Here is a 20,937-nt window from a genome sequence, read left to right on the forward strand (position 1 = left end):
GGTCGAGGAGCGGTCCGCGCAGCGGACGGGAAGCCACTTGCTTGCTTTCCGAACGACCAAGGCCGGCACGACAGCGGAGCGCGCTGTCCTGCCGGCCTTGTGCACCTCTTAGGCGTCACTCCGGCGTCAGTACCGCCACTTTGAGATCGGCCTTCTTGGCGCCGCTGAGCTGCACGGTGGCCGGACCGGCGGACAGCTTGAAGCGCACGCTCTTGCGAATTCCCGGGCAGGTCTTCACGCCGCTGAAAGCCGTCGACTTCACGGCATGGCCGTCCTGCACGATATCGATCCAGGCATCATCGGACAGGCTGAACTGGAGCTCGCCTTCAGGTGGTACGGTCACGCTTGCCGTGGCGCCGAACGTGCCGGCTGGCGGTGCGCGTTCCGGCGGCACTTCAAAGCTGATCGTGTCGACCGCCGCGAGTGTGAAATCCATCGCTTGCCCGACCGCCAGGGCAGCGCCGGACTGCGCGGCCGACGCTGACGGAAACAGGGCCTGCTCGCGTGCCACCGGCCATTTGAATGCATCACAACCGGCGTCGCCGGCCATGGCGAAACTCGTGCCTGCAAGGATTGCGAATAGGCTGATGACGACTTTTTTCATGGCAAAGGCAACCCTCATGGTTTGGTGTCTCTACATACCAATACAACCATAAGGACATGAATGCAACCATAGAGAGAAAAGATTAGGGGACCAGACTGGAACGATTTCCAATCACCGATTGTTGATGGCAGGCCAGGGGAAGTGAGTGGTCCATTACCGGACGATAATTTATGGCCGGTCCGGACGGGTAAAATGGAGTTTTAGATGAAGCTTTTCGAAGGCCTTGCCCAATACCGGCCGCAGGCGCTGGGCGTGCTGCGCATCGTGACGGCGCTGCAATTCATCGAGCACGGCACTCAGAAACTGTTCAATTTTCCCGTCGGCGAGCACGCCGGCGCCTTGACCGGTCTGCCGCTGGCGGCCGGCATCCTGGAATTCGCCGGTGGCATCCTGCTGGTGCTCGGGCTCTTCACCCGCCCGGTGGCGTTCCTGCTCTGCGGCGAGATGGCGATCGCCTATTTCATGGCGCACATGCCGCGCGACTTCTTCCCGGTCAACAATGGCGGCGATTCAGCGATCTCGTTCTGCTTCATCTTCCTCTATCTGATCTTTGCCGGCCCCGGCGCCTTCGCGCTCGACAACCGTCGCAGCGCTTGACCTTCGAGCGGATGCGCGCCTGGTTTCAGGCGCGCATCCGCTCGAAATTGGCGTCGAACAGAGGCGCCGGTTGGACCCGTGCCGGATGGCGCTTGCCGAGTATTTCGATCTCGAAGCCGTCCGGCCTGTCGGCGATCTCCTTCGGCACATAACCTATCGCGACCGATTTCTTCGAATGATGAGCGTAGCCGCCTGAGGTGACCCAGCCGCGCACGGCGCCGTCATGCCAGATCGCCTCGTCGCCAATGACATCGGCGTCGGTGGCCTCGACGATGAAGGCGCGCAGCCTGAGCTTGCCGCCTTGCTTGCGCTCGGCAAGCACCGCTTGCTTGCCGATGAAGTCGGCTTCCTTGCCATAGGCGACAAAACGGTCGAGCCCGGCCTCCAGCGGCCCATAGATCGGCCGGTATTCGCGCGCCCATGAGCCGAAGTTCTTCTCAAGCCTGAGCGCATTGAGCGCGCGCGAGCCAAACAGGCCGATGCCGAATTCCTCGCCTGCCTTGATCAGCGCCTGGTAAGCGGCGCGCTGATATTCCGGCGCCACCCAGATCTCGTAGCCGAGATCGCCGGTATAGCTGACGCGGCCGACCAGGCAGGGCGCCATGCCGATATCCATCCTGGCGACAGCCATGAAGGGGAATGCCGGGTTGGAGACATCGGCGCGGGTGACCTTGGCCAGCACCTCCCTCGCCTTCGGCCCGGCGATGGCGAGGCCTGTGAGTTTCTGCCCCAGCGCCTCGATGCGGACCGAGCCGTCCTCGGGCAGACGCGCCTCGAACCAACGCATGTGATATTGCTCCGCTACGCCGGAGCCGGCGATGAACCATTCGCCCTCTCCGACATTGGCGAGCGTGAAGTCGCCGATCAGCTTGCCGTCTTCCTTCAGCATCGGCGCCAGCGTCATGCGGCCGGGCTTGGGGAGCTTGCAGGCGAGCATGCGGTCGAGCCAGGCTGCCGCCCCCTCGCCCGTCACCTTGTATTTGGCGAAGCTTGAAATCTCCGACAGGCCGACGCCGTTGCGAACGGCGGCAACCTCCTTCGCGACATGATCGAAGTCGGTCGAACGCCGCCACGAGAACTCGTCCCTGACGCCTTCGGGCGCATACCAGAGCGGCACTTCCAGCCCATAGGCCACGCCCCACTGGGCGCCCTTGGCGGACAATGTGTCGTAGACCGGCGTCGTCTTCAGCGGCCGTCCAGCCGGCAGCTCCTCGTTGGGAAAGCGGATGGAGAAGCGCCGGGAATAATTCTCGCGCACTTTGGCGTTGGTATAGGCCATCGTCGCCCAGTCGCCGTAGCGCGCCACGTCCATCGCCCAGATGTCGGCGCCTGGGTCGCCCTCGATCATCCAGTTGGAGAGCGCCAGCCCAACGCCGCCGCCTTGCGAAAACCCTGCCATGACGCCGCAGGCGACCCAGAAGCCCGGCAGACCGCGCACCGGACCGACCAGCGGATTCCCGTCCGGCGCGAAGGTGAAGGGGCCGTTGATGATCTGCTTGATGCCGGCCTTCTGGAAGGCCGGGAAATGGCGGAAGCCGACCTCCAACGACGGCGCGATGCGGTCGATGTCCGGCTCCAGCAGTTCATGGCCGAAATTCCAAGGCGTCTGGAACTCGGACCAGACCTTGTTGGCCTTCTCATAGGTACCCATCAGCATGCCGCCGCGTTCCTGGCGGAGATAAAGCTCGCCGTCGAAGTCGACCGCATGGATGATCTCGGTGCCGGTCTTCTTGTTCCAGTCGGCGACCTCCGGCATGTCCTCGGTGATCAGGTACATGTGCTCCATGGCGAGCACCGGTAGCTCCAGCCCGACCATGCGGCCGACTTCGCGTGCCCAGAGCCCGCCGGCATTGACGACATGCTCGGTCACCACCTCGCCCTTGTTGGTGATGACGCGCCACAGGCCGTCCGGCCGGCGCACGATGTCCTCGACCTTGGTGAAGCGCTCCGCTTCCGCGCCCAATTTCCGCGCGGCCTTGGCATAGGCATGCGTGACGCCCGACGGATCGAGATGGCCGTCCTCCTTGTTGCGCACCGCGCCGACAAATTGTTTTGGGTCGATGAGCGGCATCAGCTCGGCCGCTTCCCTGGGCGAGATCACTTCGAGGTCGATGCCGAGATAGCGGCCCTTGGAGACCACGCCGCGCAGCCAGTCGAGCCGCGCCTCGGTTGCCGCCAACAAGACGCCGCCGGTCAGATGCACGCCCGTCGCCTGGCCGGAAAGCTCCTCGATCTCCTTGTAGAGCGAGATCGTGTATTTCTGCAGCTTGGCGACGTTGGGATCGCCGTTGATGGTGTGCATGCCGCCGGCCGCATGCCAGGTCGAGCCCGAGGTCAGCTCATCGCGCTCCAAAAGCACGACGTCGGTCCAGCCGTGGCGGGCAAGATGGAACAGCACCGAGCATCCGACGACACCGCCGCCGATGACCACGACCTTTGCATGCGACTTCATGGGTTCTTCTCGTTATTTCAGTGAGTTGAGAGATTGAAATGAATCAGATTGGCAAGCTGTTCCTTCACGGCTCGCCCTGCCCGATCGCTTCCTTGCGGCGCGCGATATAGGCTTCGAGCGCCTCGCGCACGCCAGGATCCATGGCCGGCTGGACATATTCCACCAGCGCCTTCTTCCACAGCCGCGTCGCACGCGCCGTCGTGTCCAGCGCGCCGGCCTCCTGCCAGGCTTCGTAATTCTGCCAGTTGGAAAGCATCGGCTGATAAAAGGCGGTGGCGTAGCGCTCCAGCGTATGCGGCGAGCCGAAGAAGTGGCCGCCGGTCGGCACGGCGCCCAGCGCCTCGACGGCCAGTTCGCCTTCATCGACCACGATCGGCCGCAGGAATTCCATCATGTGCTGCATCATCTCGACATCGATGATGAGCTTTTCGAACGAGGCTGTCAGCCCGCCCTCCTGCCAGCCGGCGGCGTGGTAGATGAGATTGCCGTGGCCGAGCACGGCGCCCCACAGCACCATCAGCGTCTCATAGGCGCCTTGCGCGTCGGCGGCGTTCGAGGCGGAGCCCGGCGTCGTGCGATATGGCAAATTATAGCGCCGCGCCAATTGCCCGGAGGCAATGTTGGCCTTGGTGTTTTCCGGCGTGCCGAAGGCCGGCGCGCCGGACTTCATGTCGACATTGGAGGTGAAGGCGCCATACATCACCGGCGCGCCTGGCCGAACCAGCTGCGTCAGCACAATGCCGAACAACGCCTCGGCATTCTGCTGCGCCAGCGCGCCGGCAAGCGTCACCGGGCTCATCGCTCCCATCAGCGTGAACGGCGTCACCGCCACCGACTGGCCGAACTCGGCCATGGTCATCAGCCCTTCGGCCATCATCTCGTCGAAGCGGCGCGGCGAGTTGACGGAAATGATTGTGGTGACGCCGGGATCCTGGCCGATCTGGTCGAGCGTCAAGCCACGCGCAATCGCCGTCATCTCGATGCCGTCAAGCGCCCTGCCCGGTCCGATCGCCGAGACATGGAAGCATTTGTCGGTTAGCGTCAGATTAGCGAAATAGGCGTCGAGATGGCGCGAGTTGGCCGGCAATTCGATCGGCGCGCAGACCTGGTTGCCCAGCATATGGATGCAGTTGAAATGTTGCGCCAGCCGGACGAGGTCTGAGTAGTCGGCGAGATTGCCGGCGCGGCGGCCGCGCTCCATATCGTGCACGTTGGGCGGTCCGGCGACCAGCGTGAAGTTGATGGTGTTGCCGCCGAGATGGATGGCACGGGCAGAGTTGCGTGGGGTGAGCGTGTAGCTGGCGCGCGTCGTCTTCAGCGCCTCATCGACCATGCCGCGGTCGAGGCGCACATTCATCGAGCTGTGATCGACTTTGGCGCCGGCGCGTTCGAACAGGGCGAGCGCCCTCTTGCTCATCACCTCGATGCCGAAATTTTCCAGGATATGCATCGACGCCTGATGAATGGCCTCGATCTGGTCGGCGGAAAGCACCGCCATCGGCGGGTAAGGATTCGTCACGCGCCTGAGCGGCAACTGCGGGATGGCGGACGGCCCCCGGTTGCTGGTTCGCTCGGCACCGCGTTTTCGTCTTGGTTCGGTCATGCGCGCATCAGAGCGCTGGCCGGGCGCGGTAGCTGTCAGGAATTCGCCATTTGCCGGCGTGATTTTAGCCACGGCGGCATTTTTTCAAATCGACGAAAAGATATACGACACATTCGGTCGAAATATCGATAGACCCATGATCGGCCTATCCCGGCCGGCGTTAAGGAAGCTCGAAAGACTCCTTTTATGATTTACGCCTATTCGTCTTCCGATGCGTAGGTCGAGTTTTAGTAAAATTGTCGCTGTCTCTGTGCTGCTGGCGCTTTCGGCCTGCGCGACGGCGCCCAGCCACATCAACAATGTCTGCGCCGTCTTCGACCAGAATGACGGCTGGTTCGACAACTGGCAGTCCGCCGCCGAGCGCACCGAGCAGAAATACGGCATTCCCGTCCCGGTGCTGATGGCGACGGTGCGCAAGGAATCCGGCTTCAAGAGCAATGCCCGGCCGCCACGCACCAAGCTGCTCGGCTTCATTCCGTGGAAGCATGTCTCCACCGCCGCGGGCTACTCGCAGGCGCTCGACGGCACCTGGTCGCAATATCAGATGGAGACCGGCAACTGGGCGGCGCGGCGCAGCCGCTTCGCCGACGCCATCGATTTCGTCGGCTGGTATCATTCCAAGACCGTCGACACTTTCGGCGTCGCTCGCAACGACACTTACAACCTCTATCTCGCTTATTATCTTGGCTGGTCGGCCTACGGCCGCGGCAATCGCGGTGACGCCGGCGTGCAGAACTACGCGCGCGCCACCGACCAGATGGCCAGCGACTACGCCACGCAGCTGCGGCAGTGCGGCAGCTGATGGCGGCGCGGAAGCGCGCTGCCCCTCAGAGCAATTCCAGGAAAAGTATGTAACGGTTTTCCGTCCGGAATTGCGTGAAACAAAGAGATAGAGTGGTTCGGCGTTTCCGTGGAACGGTCAACCACTCTAGTTCGGCTTCGGCTTGGGCTTCTTGCCGCTCGGACGCTTCGGCGGAGTACCGGCAAAGCCCGGCCCTGCGCCATGCGGCGCGTCATCCGGCACGCCCTCATGCGCCGCATGCTCCTTATCGAACTTGATGACCGGCTCCATCTTCGCCAGCACGTCGTCGGCAAGCCAGCACAGGCTCATATGGCCGTCGCCGAGATTCTTCACCGGCGGCACCTTCGTCTCGCAGAGATTGTCCGGCACCAGCTTCTTGTAGCCGCAGCGCGTCTGGAACGGGCAGCCGGTCGGCGGGTTCATCGCCGACGGGATGTCGCCCTCGAGCACGATGTGCTTCTTGACGACGCTGGTGTCGGCGATCGGAATCGCCGAGAGTAGCGCCTCCGTGTAGGGATGGTAAGGCGGCGAGAAGATCTGGTCCGTCGTGCCCTGCTCGACGATATAGCCGAGATACATGACGACGACGCGGTCGGCGATGTAGCGCACCACCGACAGGTCGTGGCTGATGAACAGCATCGTCGTCTTGTTCTTGCGCTGGATATCCATCAAGAGCTCGGTCACCGCCGCCTGCACCGAGACGTCGAGCGCCGAGACCGGCTCGTCGGCCACCACCACCTTGGCATCGCCGGCGAAGGCGCGCGCCACGCCGATGCGCTGCTTCTGCCCGCCTGAGAGTTGGCGCGGCTTGCGGGTCTCGAAGGCTCGCGGCAGCTTCACCAGGTCGAGCAGTTCCAGCATGCGCTTGCGCCGCTCGGCGACCGTCTTGCCGACTTTGAACTTCTCCAGCGTGCGGATGATCTGCGAGCCGACCGTGTGGCTGGGGTTCAGAGTGTCGAACGGGTTTTGGAACACCATCTGGATCGAAGACACGGTCTCGACATTGCGGCTCTCGATACCGGTCGACTGGATCTCCTTGTTGCCCAGCGTCACCGTGCCCGAGCTTGCGGTCTCGAGCCCCAGAAGCACCTTGGCAAGCGTCGACTTCCCGCAGCCGGACTCGCCGACGATCGCGACCGTCTCGGATTCGCGCGCGGTGAACGAAATCGTCTCGTTGGCCTTGACGACGCGGCCTTCGCTGGAACCGAATACCTCGCTGCCGCCGACCTTGTAGTACTTCTTGAGGGCTTCGATCTTGAGCACCGGCGCGCCGGGCTCGACCTTTTCGTTGACCTTCTTGGCGCCGGGCGGCAGCGCTTCCCAGTCGATCTCGTTGAAGCGCACGCAGCGCGAGAAATGGCCCTCATGCCCTTCGACGGCGATCATCGGGATTTCCGCCGCGTTGCAGACGCCTTCGACGAAATGGTGGCAGCGGGGGCCGAAATTGCACCCTTTCGGCCGCTCGTGCGGCAATGGCAACTGCCCGGGAATGGAAATCAGCGGCCGCGAATTCTTGTCGGCACCGGGCAGCGGGATCGAGCGGAACAGCCCTTGTGTATACGGGTGGCGCATCCGGTCGAAGACGTCCTCGATCTTGCCGGTCTCGACCGCCTCGCCGGAATACATCACCGTGATCTTGTCGCAGGTCTCGAGGATGAGGCCGAGATTGTGCGACACGAAGATCATCGAGGTGCCGAACTTTTCGCCGAGCCCCTTGACCAGTTCGACGATGCCGGCCTCGACGGTGACGTCGAGCGCCGTCGTCGGCTCGTCGAGCAGGAGCAGCGCCGGCTTCGACAACAGCGCCATGGCAATGACGATACGCTGCTGCTGGCCGCCGGAAAGCTGGTGCGGATAGGAGCGCATCATGCGCTCCGGATCGGGCAGCCTCACCGCGCGTACCATTTCGAGGGCGCGTTTGTAGGCCTCTTCCTTCGACACCTTGTCGTGGATCAGCGGCACTTCCATCAATTGCTGACCGACCTTCATCGCCGGATTGAGGCTCGCCATCGGCTCCTGGTAGATCATGGCGATCTTGTTGCCGCGGATGGCGCGAAGCTCCTCCTCGGACAATTCGCCCATATCCTTGCCCTGGAACTTGATCTTGCCGCCCACGATCTTTCCGATATTGGAGAGGTCGCGCATGATGCCGAGCGACACGGTCGACTTGCCGCAGCCGGATTCGCCGACGATGCCCATCGCCTCGCCGGGCATGACGGTGCAGGAAAAGTCCATCACCGCCGGGATCTCGCCCTTGCGCGTGAAGAAGGAGATCGAGAGATTCTCGATCTCGATGATCGGCCCATTGGTCGGCTTGGCTGGATTTCGAACTGCCTCGTTCATGGGTCGCTCCAATCCTTAGTTTCTTATTTTAGCATGATCTTGTCCGAAACCGGGTGCCACTTTTTGCTACGCTGACCTTCGGTTCGGGATCATGCTCCGGGCAATTAGGGTCCTCTGGGCAAGTAGGGCCTGGGACCCCGCCATCAATCCTTCATCGACTGTTCGCGCAGCGAATCCGCCAAGAGATTCAGCCCGAGCACGAACGACATCAGCGCGATCGTCGGCGGCAGCGCAGGATGGATGAAGGAGCGCAGCAGGCGGCTGGCATCCTTGATCGCAGTGCCCCAGTCGGGACTTTCCGGCGCCAGGCCCAGGCCGAAATAGCCGAGCGTGCCGAGCAGGATCGTCGTGTAACCGATGCGCAGGCAGGCATCGACAATCAGCGGTCCGCGCGCATTGGGCAGGATTTCCCAAAGCATGATGTACCAGGGCGACTCACCGCGCGTCTGCGCTGCGGCCACATAGTCGCGCGTCTTGATGTCCATAGTCAGCCCGCGCACGATGCGGAACACGCCGGGGCTGGAAGCGAACACCACCGCCACGAAAATGTTGAGCTGGTTCGGATCTATGTGGACGATCTTCAGCGGGTCGGCGTCGAAGACGAGCCCGGCATAGATCCAGCCGCCGACGACGAGCGTGATGCCAAGCAGGATATAGAGCCGGTCCGGCCGGTTCTTGAAACGCGTCCAGAACAGCACGCTGAAGAAAATGATCGGGAACAGGAAGAACAACCCTGCCATGGCATAGGGGATCGGTGTGTCCATGATCCCGGGCGTCACCAGCAGGTAGAACAGGAGGATGACCGGGAAAGCCAGCACTAGGTTGGCGAGGAACGATAGCAACGTGTCGATCTTGCCGCCATAGTAGCCCGCCGGCAGGCCCAGCGTGATGCCGACCATCAGCGCGAAACCGGTCGCCGCCGGCGCGATGATCAGCACGATCTGGCTGCCATAAACCATGCGCGAGAAGACATCGCGCGCCAGCTTGTCGCCGCCGAAATAGTAGACGAGCTTCGATGTCGGCTCGATCGCGCCCGGCAGCGTGTCCTTCATGATCGACACTTGCGCCAGCGGATCGAAAGGCGAGATGGTCGAGGCGAAGATCGCCGTGAACAGCCAGAACAGGCAGATGCCGACGCCGGCAATGCCGACGCCGCTGTCGAAGAGCTGGCCGTAGAGGGCGAGCTTCTTCTTGTAGGCAAAGCTAACGCCCATCACCAGGACGAGCGCGATCCACACCGGCCAGAAACGCTCAAGCACACCGAGCACGACGTCGAAGGCGCTGATAAATTCGGTCTGCATCCGCCCTGCCCCCTATTGAACCCTGATACGCGGATTGAGAAACGCGTAGCCGACATCGGAGATGAGCTGCGTGATCAGCACGATGAACACCGAAACCAGCGAGCAGCCAAGCAAAAGGTCGATGTCGTTGTTTCCGGCGGCTTCGACCAGGGTGTAGCCGAACCCCTGATAGCGGAACATCACCTCGACGATGACGACGCCGGTCAGCAGCCACGGGAACTGCAGCATGATGACGGTGAACGGCGCGATCAGCGCGTTGCGCAGCGCATGCTTGACGACAACGCTGCCGAAGGAGAGGCCCTTCAGGCGCGCGGTGCGGATATATTGCTGCGTCATCACCTCGACCATCGAGGCTCGTGTCATGCGCGCGATATAGCCGGTGCCGTAGATGGCCAGCGTCATCACCGGAAGCGTGAAATTGTAGAAGGTGAGGCCTTGGCTCGCCGAGGCCGCCGAGCCGTTCAGCCAGCCGAGCCACGAGGCGAAGATGACGGTGAAGATGACGCCCGACACGTATTCGGGCGTCGCCGTCGAGGCGATCGAGGCGACCGACAGGGTCCGGTCGGTGCGCGAGCCTTCGCGCATGCCGGCAAGGATGCCGATGAGCAGCGAGATCGGCACCATCACCGCCAGCACCCAGAACATCAAAAGCCCCGTGGCGCCAAGCGCCGGAAAAAGCTTGGCCGCGACCGTCGTCTTGAACTTGGTCGAGCAGCCGAAATCACCCTGCAGGACACCCGAGAATTTCGGCTCGACCGGATCGTTGCAAAAAGAGAAGCGCTGCGCCGGCTTGCCCGTCGCCGGATCGATGATCGGCTGCTTGGGCAAGACACCTAGCCACTGCCCGTAGCGAACGAAGAAATTCTGGCGGTAGCCGTGGTTGACCAGCCAGTCCTCTAGCTGCTCGGCCGACGTATGCATTTCGGTCTGGCTGATCGCCAGCTTCTTCAGGTTCGGGTTGAGATTGATCAGAAAGAAGACGACCAACGTCAGGCACAGCATCGTCAATGCCATCGTGCCAAGACGCCTGAGGATGAAAGAAAGCATGGCGGCCCCTGCCGGTCTGGTTGGGGTTGGAGCCTGTCTGGAAACCAATCTGGCCGCCAGCGGCCAGGTTGCCTGTCAAACGGACCCTCGAATGCGATCAACCCTGTTTTTTCGTTGCATGCCGTTGCCGGAAAAGCCCACGCCCTTTGCGGCATCGGCTTCCGGTTCCGGCATTGTGCGGGGATTGAGGGGAAGGGGCAAGGCCCTTCCCCCACGGTTCGATCACGCCTGGTCGAGCCAGACCTTGCCGTAATCGCGCTCGAAGGTCGGGTGCATTTTGTAGTTCTGCACCGCTTTGACCGAGTGGCTGTAGAGCTTGCGCCAGTAAGGCTGGATGATGATGCCGGAATCCTGCAGGATCTGCTCGATGTCCTTCATCATCTCCTTGCGCTTGGCGGCGTCGGCGACGGCCAGCGCGGCGTTGAGCTTGGCGTCCCAATCGGGGTTCGACCACGCCGTCTCGTTCCAGGCCTCGCCGGAGCGGTAGCCGATCGCGAGCACCTGGACGCCAAGCGGACGCATGTTCCAGTTGGTCATGGACAGAGGATATTTGGTCCAGTCGTTCCAGAAGGTCGAGCCCGGCAGCACCGTGCGCTTCACCTTGATGCCGGCGTCGCGCATCTGCGCGGCGATCGCATCGCCGGTGTTCTTGTGCCAATCCTCGTCGACTGTGATCAGCTCATGCTCGAAGTCGGCCTTGCCGGCTTCCGCCAGCAGGGCCTTTGCCTTAGCGGGATCGCGCTTGATCTTCGGCAGTTCGAAATATTCCGGATGGATCTGGCACACGTGATGGTTCTCGGCCACCGTGCCGGCATTGCCGTAGCCAAGTTGCAGGACGACATTGTTGTCGACCGCGAGCTGCAGCGCGTTGCGGACCTTCTGGTTGTCATACGGCTTGTTGTTGACATTGGTGCGGCACACGATCGTCGAGGCCGTCACCACTTCCGACTTCACAAGGTCCATACCGTCGAGGATCGTCACATAGTCGGCCGACGTTTCGAAGTTGGTGTGGACTTCGCCAGCCTCGAAGGCGCTGACCATGGCACCCGGGTCGGTGCCGTAGTCGATGAACTCGATGCCGTCGAGGAATACCTCACCGTCCCACCATTTGTTGTCCTCGCGGCGCTTGTAGACCACTTTCTGGCCGACATCGTAGGAGACGAGCTCGAAGGGACCGGTGCCGATCGGGCAGGCTTTGAAATCGCCGCCCTTCTCGTCGAAGCTCTTGTGGACGATCAGGCCCGGGTAGTCGCACATGTTCGGGATCAGCGCGATGTCGGGCTTGCCGAGCTTGAGCTTGATGGTCATGTCGTCGACCTTGGTGACGGCGCTCTCGTCCAGCTTGTCGTCTTTGACCAAGGTGCCAAGACGACCGGGCATCGAATTGCCTTCGGCCTTCTTGTCGGCCCAGCGCTTGAGGTTGAAGATGACGTCATCGGCGGTAAAGGCATCGCCGTTCGACCAGGTCACGCCCTTGCGCACATGCAGGGTGTATTCGGTGGCGTCATCATTCACGTCCCAGCTTTCCAGCAGATAGGGGCGGAACGTGTATTCGGTTGTGTACTTGACCAGCGGCTCGAGCGCCTGGCGCTCGGCATTGGCGATTTCCGACCAGTCGGCCTTGCGCGGATCCTTCGGGTCCTTGATCCACTGCGCGACCTTCAGCGTGCCGCCCTTCTTGCCCTGCACGTCCTCGGCTCTCGCCGGGGTCGGATCAGCGAGGCCGAGCAGGCCATAGGCCATCGCCGTGGACGCCCCGAAGACGCTGGCCAAAGCCAGGAATTCGCGACGGTCGACCTTTCCTGCCTTGGCTTCTTCGGCCAGGGCTAGGATGTGGTCCGGAACGCGGTCACCGTTACTTTTATAGATTGCCATGACTAACTCCCATTGTTTGGCTTTCCGCCTTTTAACATTCCGCATCCAGACCGTGATGTCAAAAGACGGTGTGGAGTGGGAACATGCTAGGGAATGTGCAACTTTGGAATGAGGCCGGTTGGCGTGATAGCGACAGGCTTGACGCAAATTTGTTAGTGCACCGCACATTTCCCAAAAAATCGGCGGGGCGATTAAATCAAGACATTCTAGGCGGATAAGGGCTTCGCGCGCGCGGCAAAAGTCCTCTTGCGCCCGCTGAGGCGAGCACCGCACCGTCAATATTCGCGTTCGTAAAAGACACCGCCCTTGGCTTCGCCCGCGTCGTTGGCCTCGCCGCGCAGCTTCACGCCGCGCCCGACATTGAGGTCGATCGTCGCCTTGCCGGAGCCCGGTTTGTCGCCCTTCTGGATCGTCACATAGGTGCGGTCGTTGAGGTATTTGCCGGCCGAAACCGCGGTGCCGCCCTTCTCGTCCGTCGTCACATCGAGATCGTCGACGCCGATCGCGCTGCGCAGATTGTCGAGCAGCGAGGTCGTGCCGCCGGCGCCGGCCAATTGCGCGGCCGCATCGGCAAGCTGGGCGATTTGCAGCGGCGACAGATTCGACATCGAGCGGCCGAAGATCAGTTGCGCCAGCACCTCGTCTTCGGGCAGCGCCGGCACGGAGGAAAAGTTGAACTTGGGATTGGTCGCTTCTCCGGAGACGACAATGGTGACGGTGGCGCTGCTGGTCGTCGTCGTCGCCGTCAGGTTGAGATAGGGCACCAGCGAACCCTGGAACCCGACCGTGCCCTCGGTAAAGGTCAGCCGCTTGGCGAGGATCGTCAGCCGTCCGCGCTGCAAGGTGAAGGTGCCGACGGCCTGCGGCGCGGATGCCGGACCGGTCAGCTTCAGCGAGCCGCCGAGCTCGGCGTCGACGCCCCTGCCCTGGATGAAGATCTGGTTCGGCGCGTTTACCGTCACGTCGAGGACAAGGCCGCTGCCGCTGTTACCGCTGCCGCTGGATGTCGGCGGGTTCAGCGCCCTGTCCTGCGCGCGAACCGCGCGCGGCGCGTTCTTGTGCTTCACATCCAACGCCGAGAGCGACCCCGGCAGCTTTTCCGGCACGGTGATGACCGTCTTCGCCAGATTGATGGTGCCGGCGATCACCGGCGCCGACACGAGCGGCCCCTTGATGGTCAGGTCGCCGCCGAGGTTGGCGGTCACCACCCTGCCGTCGGTATAGCGACCATCGGTAAGCTTGATCGACAGGTCGGCCGGAAAACCCTGCGCCGGCGTGATGCCGACGGTGCCGCTGGCCGAAAGGCTGCCGCGCGTCGACAACGTGCCGGTCAGTCGGTTGATCCTGGCGACGCCGCCACCGATCGAGACGTCGGCCGCGATATCGTTGACCGCAAGCCCGGAACGCGCGTCGATGAGGCGTGCGCCGGACGTCGTGACTTTGCCGCTTATCACCGGCGCGGATGCAGGACCGCGCACCTGCACATCGACATTGGCGGTGCCGTTGAGCGCAAGGCCTTGCGCGGCGAGTTTCGAGGCAAGGAAGGAGAACGGCACCTTGCCGTTGAAGTCGAGCGCCAGGGTCGGCGTACCCGCTGTCGTCACCGTGCCGCCACCCTTGAGACCTAGGCCGGCGCCGTCGCTGATATTGGCGTCGAAGGCGAGCTTGTTGCCGGCAAAGGTTCCCGACGACGATACATTCATGCCGCCGAGGCCGGCGCCGCGCGTCTGCGAGGTCTGTACGCCGGAAGCGTCGACCTTGAAGGCGACCGCCGGCGTGGCCGACGCGCCGGATACCTTCACAGTGCCGGAGATCGAACCTGCCGCATCGAGGCCGGCCGAGAAACTGTTGGCGAGCGAGACCGGCACCCTGGCCAGATTGGCGTTGATGTCGAGCGTCTGTGCGACCTTGCCCGTCACCGTCGCCGTGCCGCCGCCAAGATTGAGCACCAGCCGGTCGAGCGTCGTCGCGCCGTTGGCAATGGTCACCGTCGAGGCCTGCGCGATCGCCACCTTGATCCCTTGCGCCGTCGCCTGGCCCGACGCGAGCTCGATGGTCGTCGTGCCGTTCGCCACTTTCACCCGGCCGGCCGCCTTCGCCGGAATGTTCTTGACCGTGGCGCCGCCGGAGAAGCCGGTCCAATCGCCGTCGCGCTTCAGGTCGACATCGATGCCGGTGACGGCAGTGCCGCCTGAAGTCACGCTTTCGGCGCGAACCTTGCCGGAGATGACAGGTGCGGCAAGATAATTGGCGATCTGCGCATCGATGGCGACGTTCTTGGCGGAAACGTCGCCGCGCCTGATCGCAGCCGTGCTTGCCTTGATGGCGACGTTCGACCCATTTCCCGCTTTCGAGAATGCGATCGTGCCACGCACGTCGCCTTCCGCTTTTTCCAGCGCAAGTGCGGCCAGTGGCCCGATATCGGGCAGGTCGAGCGACACTGTGCCCACCGGCACGAAGGCCTCGTCCAACGCGAGATCGCCGGAAATCTTGTTCGATCCCAGCGACAGCAAAAGCCCGTTGATCGCGCTCTTGCCGCCGGTGGTGGCGAGCACGGCATTGCCCTGCAGCGGCTGCCCGGCGACATTGCCCGTCAGTTGCACATTAGCCGCCGGATTGGCGGCATCCGCCTTGCCGGTCGCGGTCAGCTTCAGCCCGGTGATTTCGCGCGCCGCCACCGAAAGCCGGTCGCTGTCGACCGTCAGCGACAGATCGGGCCCCATGATCGGACCTTGCGCATTCAGGGCAAAAGCGATGGCGCCCTTGGCGTCTTTCGACAGCAGCGAAACGTCGCTCAATGCGCCTCTGACATCGGCGGCGACCTTGCCGTCGGCAAGGCTCGCCTGTCCGTCGGCGCTCAGCGCGCCCGAATTCAGCTTCAAGCCGTTGACATTGACATTGCCATTCGCATCGCGCTTCAGCCCGGCGCTCAACTGCGCCCTCTCGCCAAGCATGCCACGCACCGCCGCTGGCAGTGCGGACGAAGCAACTTCGGCTTTCAGATTGAGGTCGACGGCACCGTCACCCAGGGATATCCGGCCAGCGACCTGGCTATTGAGCGCATCGCTCTTGAACGAGCCGCTGTTGACGGCGACGGCGTCGGTCGTGAGCCGACCATTGACCTCGGCCGTGACCTTGCCTGCGATCAGCGGCGCGATCATGGGATTGTCGAGGCCTATTCTGTCCACCGAGACCGTGCCGGAAACCGGACCTGCCCGGCCCTTGAGGTCGAACGCATCCGAATGCAGCACCAGCGCCAGACCGTCCACCTTCGCCTGGCTGGCGGCAATGGAAGGTAGTATCGCGGACACATCCAGCCGCGCTTGGGTGCTTTCGCCTGCCATCCTTGCTGACAACGACTGGACCTTGACCTTGACCGGGCTCTCGGCACTGCCGAGTGTCAGCGGCAGACTGGGTCCGGATGAGGTGAGGTCAAGGGAAAAGTCGCTGGCGCCATTGGGATTGATGGTGCCGGCAGCCCTGCCCGAAATCCCGTCACCAGAAAGCGTGGCGTGGTCCAATGCTACACCGCTCCCCAGCGTATAGCTGCCGGCGGCATCGAGATTGAGCGGCCCGAGCCCCGCCTGACGCGTCTGGCTGGTCTCGGCGCCGGCGAGCTTGGCGTTGAACTGAACATCGGGGTTGGACGAAGGACCCGTGACATGCGCCGTGCCTTCCAGCGTTCCGGCTGCGTCGAGGCCGGGCACGAGATCATTGGCGAGCGCCGCCGGCAGGCTGGCGAAATTGGCCGTAAGGTCGAGTGTCTGGCCAGCGCTGCCGGAAACCGTCGCCGTGCCGCCACCGAGATTGAGCGCGAGCTTTTCGACGCTGGTGACGCCGTTCGCGATTGCGAGGCTCGAAGGCTCGGCGATCGCCGCCTTGATGCCGCGCACGGTCGCTTCGCCGGACGCGATCTCGACGCTGGTCTTGCCGTTGGCAATCTTCACGCGACCGGTTGCGGTGGCCGGAATGCCCGACGCCGTCGCGCCGCCGGAAAAATTGGTCCAGTCGCCGTCGCGCTTCAAATCGATGCCGATGCCGCTGATCACCGTGCTGCCGGAAGTCACGCTGTCGGCCTTGATTGTGCCCGAGATCGCCGGACCCTTGAGGTAGTTGGCGATCAGCGCGTCGACGGTGATCGTCTTTGCCGCCAGCTCGCCGCGCGCGATCGAGGTGCTTGCCGCATTGATGGTGACGTTCGGCGCCTCGCCATCCTTGGCGAAGGCGATCGTGCCGTTGATGTCGCCGGTCGCCGCCTGACCGCCGAGCGCCGCCAGCGGCGCGATATCGGGAACGGCCAGCGTCAGCGTACCGAGCGGCAGGAACCGGTCGTCGAGCGCGAGATCGCCCGAAACCTTGTTGTCGCCGAGCGCAAGGCTAAGCCCCCTGATCGAGCGCTTGCCATCGGCGGTCACCAGCGAGGCTCTGATGTCGAGCGGCTGCTCCTCGGCGCTGCCGGTCAGCGAAACGTCGGCCGACGGGTTGGCGATGTCGGCCTTGCCCTTTGCCGAGAGCTTGATGTCCTTCACCGTGCGGCCGGCGGCCGTCAGGCTGGCGCTGTCGGCCGAGACCGAGAAATCCGGCGCCCAGCGCGGGCCGCTTGCGCTCAGCGCGAAATTGATCCCACCGGCGAGCGGCGTGCCCGCCAGCGACGACAGCGCCGATACATCGCCCAGCGTTCCCTTGAGGTTGGCCTGGATGTCGGAGCCTTGCGCGCTGGCGGTGCCGCTGGCGCTGAGCGAGCCGGAGGTGAGTTCCAGCTCATTGGCCGCGAAGGCGCCTTCCGGATCGCGGGTCGCGGTGGCCGAGAATTTCACCCGTTCGCCAAGCAGCGAGCTGATCTGCGGCGGCAGCGCCTTCGATACGGCGTCGGCGTTCATCTTCAGCGTCATCGAGAGATCGGCGAGCGAGACGCCGGCGGTCAGCGCGGCATTCAGCGCGTCGCTGCGCAGCGTGCCATGGTCGACGGTCACGGTCTCGCGGCTGATCGAACCGGAGAGATCGGCGGCGAGCTTGCCCGTCACCAGCGGCGCCAGCGTCGCCACGTCGGTCTTCAGGCCGGTGGCGGCGAGCTTGACGCTGACCGGGCCGCTGCGGTTTTCGACATCGAAGCCGTCGGAGTGGATTTCCCCCGTCACATTGTTGAGCTGCGTGCCGCCGACAGCGATCGAGGCCAACGAGGTGCCGATGTCGACCATCGGCGCCTTGCCATCGCCAAAGGCGCGCGCGGTCGCCTTCCCGACCGCGACCAGGATCGGCACCGCGCTGGTGCCGACATCGATGGTGACGGGCTTGTCCTTGGCGGAAAGCTCGACGGCAAGGTCGCTGGCACCCTTCGGGTCGACATTGCCGGTGGCCGTGCCGTGAACCGTGCCGCTCTCGATAGTGGCGCGCTCGATATCGACGCCGCCGGTCGTGGTCGCCGTCGCGGCCACGTCGAAGTTCGTCTTGCCGGCAAACAGCGACTTGAACTTCTCCGGCAGGAAGCGCTCGAATTCGCCGTCGCCCTTGGCTTCTACGTAGTGCCCCTTGTCGTTCAACTGATGCCGGCCGGTGAGCTGGGTGACGATCTGGCGGTCGACGACGAAGGTGCCGATGCCGCTCCAATTGGCGAGCGGCCCGGTTCCCGAAACGACGATATCGACGGGCGGCGCATCGGGGAGCTTGAGCAGGTTGGCGATGATGCCGCCGGCCGGCTCCGAGGCCTTGAGATCGAGGTCGAGCTTGTTGTCGGCCGGCGCGAAATGGACCTTGGCGTCGACATTGCCTTGCTTGCCGTCATGCCGGGCGACGTTGAGCACCGTGTCGATCGCCAGCGGCGACGGGTCGGCCTTGAGCGAGCCCTTGGCGGCAAGTTCCGCAATGCCGCTGCCGGCGAGTTCCTGCCCGAGCGCGATCTCGGGCAGGTCGATCTCCCTGACGTCGATCGAAACCGGCAGGCCGGTCGAGCCGCCTTGTGACGGCTGCTGGCTGGCTTGCGGCAACCGCGCCAGCTCGATGCGTTCGGCCGCGATGCGGTCGGCGTTGAAATTGCGCGACAAGAGCGCAGTGGGCGACCAGTCGAGCGCCACCTTGCGCGCCACCAGCCAGGGTCCGGCGCGATCCTCCAGCACGACATGGTCCAGCCGCAACGCGCCGGACCATATGCCTTCGATGCCGCTGACGGTGACCTTGCGATCCTCGGTAGAGGCCATTTTCGAGATCAGGCCGGTGAGATTTTGCCGGCCCCCTTCGGTCCCGGTCAGAACAACGAGCGCGCCGATCGCCACCACGAGCAGCAGGAGCAGCGTGTAAAGGCAGATGCGAAGGATGCGCCAGAATATCTTCATCGTCAGAACGCCTGACCGATACCGGCATAGATGCCGAAATGCGGATCGCTCGGATCGCGGTTGAGCGGCACGGCGGCATCGATGCGCAGCGGCCCGAATGGCGTAAGATAGCGCAAACCGACGCCGGCGCCGACCTTGACGTCCGAGAAATCCGGGAAGGATTTCGTCGAGACAGTGCCGGCATCGACGAAAGGCACGATGCCGATCGTGTCGGTGACGGCGATGCGCATCTCGACCGAAGTCTCGAAGAAGGACAGTCCGCCGATCGGCTGGCCGTCGATGTCCTTCGGGCCGATACCCTGATAGGCATAGCCGCGCACCGAGCCGCCGCCACCGGAATAGAAGCGCCGGTCGGCGGGCACGTTCTGCAGCCCGGTGCCGACGATAGAGCCGAGCACGGCGCGCTCCGCGAGCACGAATTTGCTGGCTGTATCGAGCGACTGGTAGGCGGAGCCTTCGCCCTTCAGCTTGAGGAAGGTCGAGCCGTTCAGGATATCGTAGCTCGGCTCGGCATAGGCGAGCGCGCGAAAACCCCTGGTCGGATTGAGCTTGTTGTCGCGGCTGTCATAGACATATTGCAGCGGAACGCTGGCGATCAGATAGGTGTGCTTGCCGAAGGCGTCGGTGATCCGCGAATAGTCGAGGGCGAATTCCGCCGAAACCCTCTGCTTCTTGTCGAGGTCGTAGGAGACGCCGATATTGCCCTTGACCGAGAAATGGTCATAGGCGTCGGGATGCTCGAACACCGTCTTGATGCCGGTGAAGAACTTCGATGTCGGTCCGAGCACGCCCGGCTTTTCGAACATGATGCCGGCATTGTAGTTGAGCGCGGAAATGCTGTTGCTGCCGATGCCGCTGATCGAACCGTCGATCCGCAGCTTCTCCGCCTGGCCGAACAAGTTGCGGTGGCCCCAATAGCCTTCCAGCCCCAGGCCTTCGGTATTCGAAAACGTGCCGCCGATGCCGAAAAAGCGCGGCTTGCGCTCGCTGACCTCAACGTCGATCGGGATATTGCCTTGGGCGTCGAGGCTGTCGCCTTCCTTGAAGGTCACGCTATTGAAGACCTCGAGCCCGAGCAGGCGATCGCGGGCATCGTCAATCTCTTGCGGCGAATATTGCCGGCCCCGCTTCAAGCCGGTCATGTATTCGGTGAAGTCACGGTCGACCTTCTCGGTGCCCTCGACCGTGGTGTCGCCGTAGCCGGCGACCGGACCGGCCGCCACCGTCAGCGTGACATCGAGGGTGGAGGTCGCGTGATCGGCGACGATCTCGCGGTCCGTCACCTTGGCTAGCGGCCTGCCCTCTTCCTTCAGAGCGCGTACGATCGCCGCTTCGGCCTTGAGCACCGCGCCCGATCCTGCATCGCCGCCGGCGATCAGGCCGAAATCGGCGCTTGCCAGGCCCGCGGCATCGCCTTTCAGCCTGATGTCGCCCAGCGTGAATTTCGGCCCGGCGGCGATGCTGACGACCACCGGGATGGGCTGCGGCCCCTTGAACTCGGCATCCGGCGGCAGTTCGTCTAGAGACTTGCCCTGGATGGTGATGGTGACCACGCCTTCGTAGCGAGCGTCGGCGTAAAGCGCGGCAACAAGCTGTTCGCGGTCGCTGCGCGCCTTGGCCATCAGGCCGAGCGACCCCGACACCGGATGCTCCTCGTCATTTTTAAGCGCCGAGGCATTCTCCAGTCTCTTGACCAGATCCTTGTCGGCGTCCGGCGCGTCGATGGTTACGGAATAGCGCAGCGGATCGACGATGTCGGCATCCTCGTCCTTGGATGAACCCCAAAGCTTGATGCCGAAAATCTCGAAGGCAGCCGCCGGGCGCGCTTCGCCGGCGAGCACGGTAGCGCAGACAAGCGCGAAAAGCAGGGCGCGCGGAAGCCCGCGCCCTGGAGCGATCCCTCCTGACATCTGCGTTTCATACGCCGGCATTAACACAACCTAGTCGACAAAACTAAAATTGGAATGAAGTTCTGAAACGCTCG

11 protein-coding genes are annotated in these 20,937 nt (G+C 63.5%); 2 read left to right on the forward strand and 9 right to left on the reverse strand.

Features of this window, described 5'->3' with window-relative positions; all coding sequences use genetic code 11:
• Positions 1 to 115: 115 nt before the first annotated feature.
• Positions 116 to 622, reverse strand: coding sequence for a hypothetical protein (locus AU465_RS01435; protein ID WP_192243297.1), 507 nt, complete (start codon positions 620 to 622; stop codon positions 116 to 118).
• A 186-nt stretch (positions 623 to 808) separates the two neighbouring features.
• Between AU465_RS01435 and AU465_RS01440 the strand changes: the two genes are divergently transcribed.
• Positions 809 to 1,201 carry a DoxX family protein gene (locus AU465_RS01440; RefSeq protein WP_192243299.1) on the forward strand — a complete coding sequence of 131 codons (393 nt, stop codon included), beginning with the start codon at positions 809 to 811 and terminating at the stop codon, positions 1,199 to 1,201.
• Between the two features lie 25 nt (positions 1,202 to 1,226).
• Here AU465_RS01440 and AU465_RS01445 read toward each other — a convergent pair whose 3' ends face one another.
• On the reverse strand, positions 1,227 to 3,653 hold the full coding sequence (locus tag AU465_RS01445) for a GcvT family protein (RefSeq protein ID WP_192243301.1): 2,427 nt from the start codon (positions 3,651 to 3,653) through the stop codon (positions 1,227 to 1,229).
• Positions 3,654 to 3,717: 64 nt separating this feature from the next.
• Complete coding sequence (locus AU465_RS01450; RefSeq protein ID WP_192243303.1) at positions 3,718 to 5,256, reverse strand: trimethylamine methyltransferase family protein; 1,539 nt, start codon at positions 5,254 to 5,256, stop codon at positions 3,718 to 3,720.
• A 211-nt stretch (positions 5,257 to 5,467) separates the two neighbouring features.
• On the opposite strand from AU465_RS01450, the gene AU465_RS01455 reads away from it, so the two are divergent.
• Positions 5,468 to 6,058, forward strand: coding sequence for a transglycosylase SLT domain-containing protein (locus AU465_RS01455; protein ID WP_192243305.1), 591 nt, complete (start codon positions 5,468 to 5,470; stop codon positions 6,056 to 6,058).
• Between the two features lie 126 nt (positions 6,059 to 6,184).
• Here the strand turns inward: AU465_RS01455 and AU465_RS01460 are convergent, their stop codons facing one another.
• The 6 genes from AU465_RS01460 to AU465_RS01485 all read right to left on the reverse strand — a co-directional run bounded on the left by AU465_RS01460 (position 6,185) and on the right by AU465_RS01485 (position 20,884).
• Positions 6,185 to 8,401, reverse strand: a complete 2,217-nt coding sequence (locus AU465_RS01460; RefSeq protein WP_192243307.1) for a dipeptide ABC transporter ATP-binding protein — start codon at positions 8,399 to 8,401, stop codon at positions 6,185 to 6,187.
• Positions 8,402 to 8,544: 143 nt separating this feature from the next.
• Complete coding sequence (locus tag AU465_RS01465; RefSeq protein WP_192243309.1) at positions 8,545 to 9,702, reverse strand: ABC transporter permease; 1,158 nt, start codon at positions 9,700 to 9,702, stop codon at positions 8,545 to 8,547.
• A 12-nt stretch (positions 9,703 to 9,714) separates the two neighbouring features.
• Entirely contained in the window at positions 9,715 to 10,749 is a 1,035-nt protein-coding gene (locus AU465_RS01470; protein ID WP_192243311.1) for an ABC transporter permease, read from the reverse strand.
• Between the two features lie 222 nt (positions 10,750 to 10,971).
• Complete coding sequence (locus AU465_RS01475; protein ID WP_192243313.1) at positions 10,972 to 12,624, reverse strand: ABC transporter substrate-binding protein; 1,653 nt, start codon at positions 12,622 to 12,624, stop codon at positions 10,972 to 10,974.
• Positions 12,625 to 12,899: 275 nt separating this feature from the next.
• A complete protein-coding gene (locus AU465_RS01480; RefSeq protein ID WP_192243315.1) occupies positions 12,900 to 18,953 on the reverse strand; it encodes a translocation/assembly module TamB domain-containing protein in 6,054 nt (2,017 codons plus the stop codon).
• A 2-nt stretch (positions 18,954 to 18,955) separates the two neighbouring features.
• Positions 18,956 to 20,884, reverse strand: a complete 1,929-nt coding sequence (locus AU465_RS01485) for an autotransporter assembly complex protein TamA (protein ID WP_192243317.1) — start codon at positions 20,882 to 20,884, stop codon at positions 18,956 to 18,958.
• Positions 20,885 to 20,937 lie beyond the last annotated feature (53 nt).

This window comes from Mesorhizobium silamurunense, from assembly GCF_014843905.1.
GTDB classification, from domain to species: Bacteria; Pseudomonadota; Alphaproteobacteria; order Rhizobiales; family Rhizobiaceae; genus Mesorhizobium; species Mesorhizobium silamurunense.